This window comes from Dietzia sp. DQ11-44, from assembly GCF_014145205.1.
GTDB lineage: Bacteria > Actinomycetota > Actinomycetes > Mycobacteriales > Mycobacteriaceae > Dietzia > Dietzia natronolimnaea.
The window spans coordinates 1-4,049 of the sequence record NZ_JAALEC010000097.1; the positions used below are offsets into that span (position 1 = coordinate 1).

At 71.7% G+C, this 4,049-nt stretch carries 4 protein-coding genes and 1 pseudogene; 2 read left to right on the forward strand and 3 right to left on the reverse strand.

Annotation, left to right across the window (positions count from 1 at the left end):
* Positions 1-2: 2 nt before the first annotated feature.
* The 3 genes from G6018_RS02910 to G6018_RS02920 all read right to left on the reverse strand — a co-directional run bounded on the left by G6018_RS02910 (position 3) and on the right by G6018_RS02920 (position 2,040).
* On the reverse strand, positions 3-500 hold the full coding sequence (locus G6018_RS02910; protein ID WP_182638667.1) for a hypothetical protein: 498 nt from the start codon (positions 498-500) through the stop codon (positions 3-5).
* Positions 501-769: 269 nt separating this feature from the next.
* The gene (locus tag G6018_RS02915) at positions 770-1,396 is read right to left on the reverse strand and encodes a CueP family metal-binding protein (protein WP_238556361.1); all 627 of its coding nucleotides are present in this window, start codon (positions 1,394-1,396) and stop codon (positions 770-772) included.
* Between the two features lie 2 nt (positions 1,397-1,398).
* Positions 1,399-2,040, reverse strand: coding sequence for a DUF305 domain-containing protein (locus tag G6018_RS02920; protein WP_182616029.1), 642 nt, complete (start codon positions 2,038-2,040; stop codon positions 1,399-1,401).
* A 234-nt stretch (positions 2,041-2,274) separates the two neighbouring features.
* Here G6018_RS02920 and G6018_RS02925 point away from each other — a divergent pair, with 234 nt between their 5' ends.
* Together G6018_RS02925 and G6018_RS02930 are read left to right on the forward strand one after the other, a co-directional pair.
* A complete protein-coding gene (locus G6018_RS02925) occupies positions 2,275-2,997 on the forward strand; it encodes a response regulator transcription factor (protein ID WP_182616035.1) in 723 nt (240 codons plus the stop codon).
* 74 nt (positions 2,998-3,071) lie between these two features.
* Positions 3,072-4,049: pseudogene (locus G6018_RS02930) on the forward strand (HAMP domain-containing sensor histidine kinase); the annotation flags it as partial.

Consider the following 4,049-nt stretch of genomic DNA (forward strand, 5'->3'; position numbering starts at 1 on the left):
CGCTAGGAATTGGCGATCGCGAGCACCGCCCACACCGGGAGCCACAGGCCGAAGGTGAGGATGGTCAGGATCAGGTGCAGCACGTGGTTGACGCGCCTGCCGCCGCCGTTGGCGACGAACACGGTCTGCTGCATCGGGTACGGCTGCGGCATGAAGGGCTGCGGCATGAGGTGCTGCGGCAGGTACGGCCGGTACGGGCCGGGAACGAAGGGGTCGTTGTCGAACGCGGGTGGCGCTCCCAGATGCCGGGGGGCGAAGTCCTGGTCAGGGCGGTACGGCGCGGCGGGTGAGTTGCCGTAGGGCAGATCGCCCTCGTGCGCCAGGGGTTCGGCGGGCCCGGCGGCCGGGCGGGTCGGGAACTGCTCCGTCGGGAACCGTTCCGTCGGGAACTGCTCAGGGGGGAACCTCTGGATGGGGGCGAACTGGTCCGTGGGCGCCGGAAGGCGGTCCCGACCGGCGTCCGAGGACTCGTCGGGCCGGTAGGGGAACTGCTCGTTCATGGCGTCTCATTTCACGGTGCGGGAGAGGCGACTCGACTGACGTCGGGGTCACCCTAGCCGCGGCCGCGCGCCGCTCACCCGGGGCGGAACGGAAATCCGGGAGAAGATCGGGGGACCCCTGCAGCGCGCCCGGCCGGGTCGTCAGGGTCTACCCCTACGAGCCACCGCTCTCCCGGCGTCTGTTGGGTACGTCACCTCGGCGAGTCGGGTCAATTGGCGCGGGCCTGAGCAGGTCAGTCGTCAGATAGGTCGACGCGATCGGCCGCCGCCTACGCCACCTGCATCGTGGTCAGGCAGGTCAGGTCGTCGTCGCCGGTGGAGACGGGCGAGGTCGTCGAGTCGCCCTCGTGCGCGATCGTCAGGGTGCCGGTGAGGTCGCGCGGGAGCCACAGGCCCACGAAGCCGTTGTCGTAGGTCGTGCGGGTCTCGTCGAGCACGGTCTGCCCGGTCGCCCCGTCCGTCACGGTCACCTGCACGGTCTCGCCGCCGAGCTCCCCGAGGCACGTGGTGAGGCTGTGGAAGAAGCAGTCGTGCGTGAAGGTCCGGTACGGGGCCACGGAGAGGTAGAACTCGTCTGCCGGCATCGGCAGCGCCGCCTCCTCGAGGTCGCCGGTGGGGTCGCTCAGGACCAGCTGGTCCGGTTCGACGGAAGCCCACAGGTCGTCGGGCCGCTCGGCCACGGGCATGGTGTCGAGCCGCTCGATCACCTGCCGGGCGTCCAACCCCTCGAGGCCGTGTCGCTCGACGAGGGTGGCCGCGGCCCGGTCGGAGGTGGAGTCCGGTTCCGGCCCGGCCGAGGTGCAGGCGGTCAGCCCCAACGATCCCGCGACCACGGCCGCGAGCAGGGCGCGACGGCGCGCGGACGGGCGGGGAACAGTCGTCAGAGCACTCGTCACGGTCACAGGCCGGCGAGCATCTCGCGCATCTGATCGATCTCCCGCTGCTGGGTGTCGATGATGGTCTGGGCCAGCTCGACCGCCTCCGGGTGGGTGCCGCCGGACACCTGGTCCTCGGCCATGTCGATCGCGCCCTCGTGGTGGACGATCATCTGCTCCAGGAACAACCGCGCGGCGTCGGTGCCCTCGGCGTCGGCCAGCTCCTGCATCTCCTCCGGCGAGAGCATCCCGTCCATCATGCGCATCTCGCCGGCGTCACCCATGTGGTCGCCATGATCGTCGCGGCCCATGCCGGGCTCGCCCCACTCCCCGAGCCACTCGTCGAGCTGCTCGATCTCCGGGCCCTGCGCGGCCTTGATCTCCTCGGCCAGCTCGCGGACGTCGTCGGGGACGCCCTCCTTGGCCAGGATGATGTCGCTCATCTCGATGGCCTGCTCGTGGTGCGGGATCATCATCCGCGCGAACCGCACGTCGGCGGCGGAGTGCTCGGACGCGTCGCCCTCCTCGGTGGTCGCGGGAGCGCCGTCCTCGGCGGTGGTGGTCGTGGCCGGCGTCGTGGCCGTCGTGTCGTCGCCGTCGTCGGCACAGGCGGAGAGCGTGAGGACGGCCACGGCTGCGGCGGCGAGGAAGATCCTGCTGGTCATCGTCGAGGTCCTTTCGAACGGAGCGGCCGGGCGCCCGGACTGCTGGGAACCATCCTGCCCGTCGGGTCCGGCGCTTCGGATGGAGGTCGTGTGAAGGTTTGGTCAAGGCCGTCGCGGGGGCGGCGGATCCGCAGGCGGGGCGCGATGATGGGACCCATGACCCCCAGCCCTGGCGACCACGGACAGGCCGGTGCACCCGGTCCCGTGCCGCGCCCGCCCACGGGGTTGCGGGCGATGGTCGTCGACGACGAGCAGTCCCTCGCCGACCTGGTCGCCTCGTATCTCCGTCGCGACGGATTCGAGGTCACCGTCACCGGCGACGGTGCCGAGGCGGTCACGCTCGCCCGGTCGGTGGACCCGGACGTGATCGTCCTGGACCTGGGGTTGCCGGGGCTGGACGGGGTCGAGGTGTGCCGGCGGGTCCGGGTCCACTCCGACGCGTACGTGGTGATGCTCACCGCCCGGACCGACGAGGTCGACACACTGATCGGGCTGTCCGTCGGCGCGGACGACTACATGACCAAGCCGTTCAGCCCCCGCGAGCTCATGGCCAGGATCCAGGCGATGTTGCGCAGACCGCGGGGTCCCGTGACCGGGTACGACGACGACGTGGCCGCCGCCGGGTCCGCGGGCAGCAGCCCGGTGGACGCGCGTCTGCGGAGGATCGGGGATCTGACCATCGACGTGGCCGGTCGCGAGGTGAGCGTCGACGGGCGGGCCGTCGCCCTGACCCGCACTGAGTTCGACCTGCTCGCCGCCCTGTCCCGCGACCCGGGTGTCGTGTTCACCCGGTCCCAGTTGATCGAGAGGGTGTGGGGCCCGAACTGGGTGGGCGACGACCACCTGGTGGACGTCCACGTCGCGCACCTGCGCCGCAAGCTCGGTGACGAGGCCGCGCGGGGTCGCTACGTCCGCACCGTCCGCGGAGTGGGCTACCGGATGGGGGCCGGGCGGTGAGCGGCGGCGCTGTCGGCGAGGTGCGGCGCGGCCGGCTCGCAGGGGCGAGTTTCGGGACGCGTCTGTTGGTGGTCATGGCCGGGGTGGTGGTGGGCTGCGCGGGGAGCGCCTGGCTCGTCGCCTCGGTGCTGGCGCCCGAGATCTTCCACGACCACCTCGGACAGGCCGGGATCGAGCACGACTCCGCGGAGGCCGCCCACGTCGAGGAGGCGTTCACGGATTCGATCGTCCTGGCCTGGGGGCTGGCGGTGGGCGTCGCGGTGCTCCTGGCGTTGCTGGCGAGCTGGTACCTCACCCGCAGGGTCCAGCGTTCGGTCGCGGTGGTGACCGCCTCGACCGCCGAGATCGCCGGCGGGCGCTACGACACGCGCGTCGCGAGTCCCGAGCTGGGGCGGGAGTTCGACGACCTGGCGACGAGCGTCAACGAACTCGCCCGGAGACTCGACGCCACCGACACCACGCGACGCCGGATGCTCGCCGACCTCGGTCACGAGATGCGCACCCCGCTGGCCACGATCGACTCCTACCTCGAGGCCGTCGACGACGGTGTGCGGGACTACGACGACGACACCAGGGAGGTGCTGTGGACGGCCACCCGCCGACTCGAACGCCTGGCGTCGGACATCGTGGCCGTCTCGGCCGTCGAGGAGCACCTGACCCGCCTCCATCCGGTCCCCACCACCATCGCCGGGTTGGTGGGGAGCGCCCTCGACGCCGCCCGTGAGCGGTTCGCGGACAAGTAGGTGGAGCTCACCGCCCGCGACCTCGTCGACGCCGAGGCCACCGTGGACATCGACCGCATGGGCCAGGTACTGGGGAACCTGCTGGACAGCGCATTACGGCACACCCCTGCCGGTGGCTCCGTCACCGTCAGCACCAGCCTGCTCCCCGCGGACACCGGCACCAGGACGTCCGGCACCGACACGGTGGCTCGGAGGCGGGTGTCCGTCACTGTCACCGACACCGGCGAGGGCGTGGCCGCGCACCACCTGGATCACCTCTTCGACCGCTTCTACCGCGCGGACACCGCCCGCGGCCGACACGGCGGGGGA

What these genes read in the sequence shown, in the direction of transcription:
- G6018_RS02910 (WP_182638667.1), bottom strand. Translation starts at nt 500, where the DNA reads ATGAACGAGCAGTTCCCCTACCGGCCCGACGAGTCCTCGGACGCCGGT.
- G6018_RS02920 (WP_182616029.1), bottom strand. Translation starts at nt 2,040, where the DNA reads ATGACCAGCAGGATCTTCCTCGCCGCCGCAGCCGTGGCCGTCCTCACG.
- G6018_RS02925 (WP_182616035.1), top strand. Translation starts at nt 2,275, where the DNA reads ATGGTCGTCGACGACGAGCAGTCCCTCGCCGACCTGGTCGCCTCGTAT.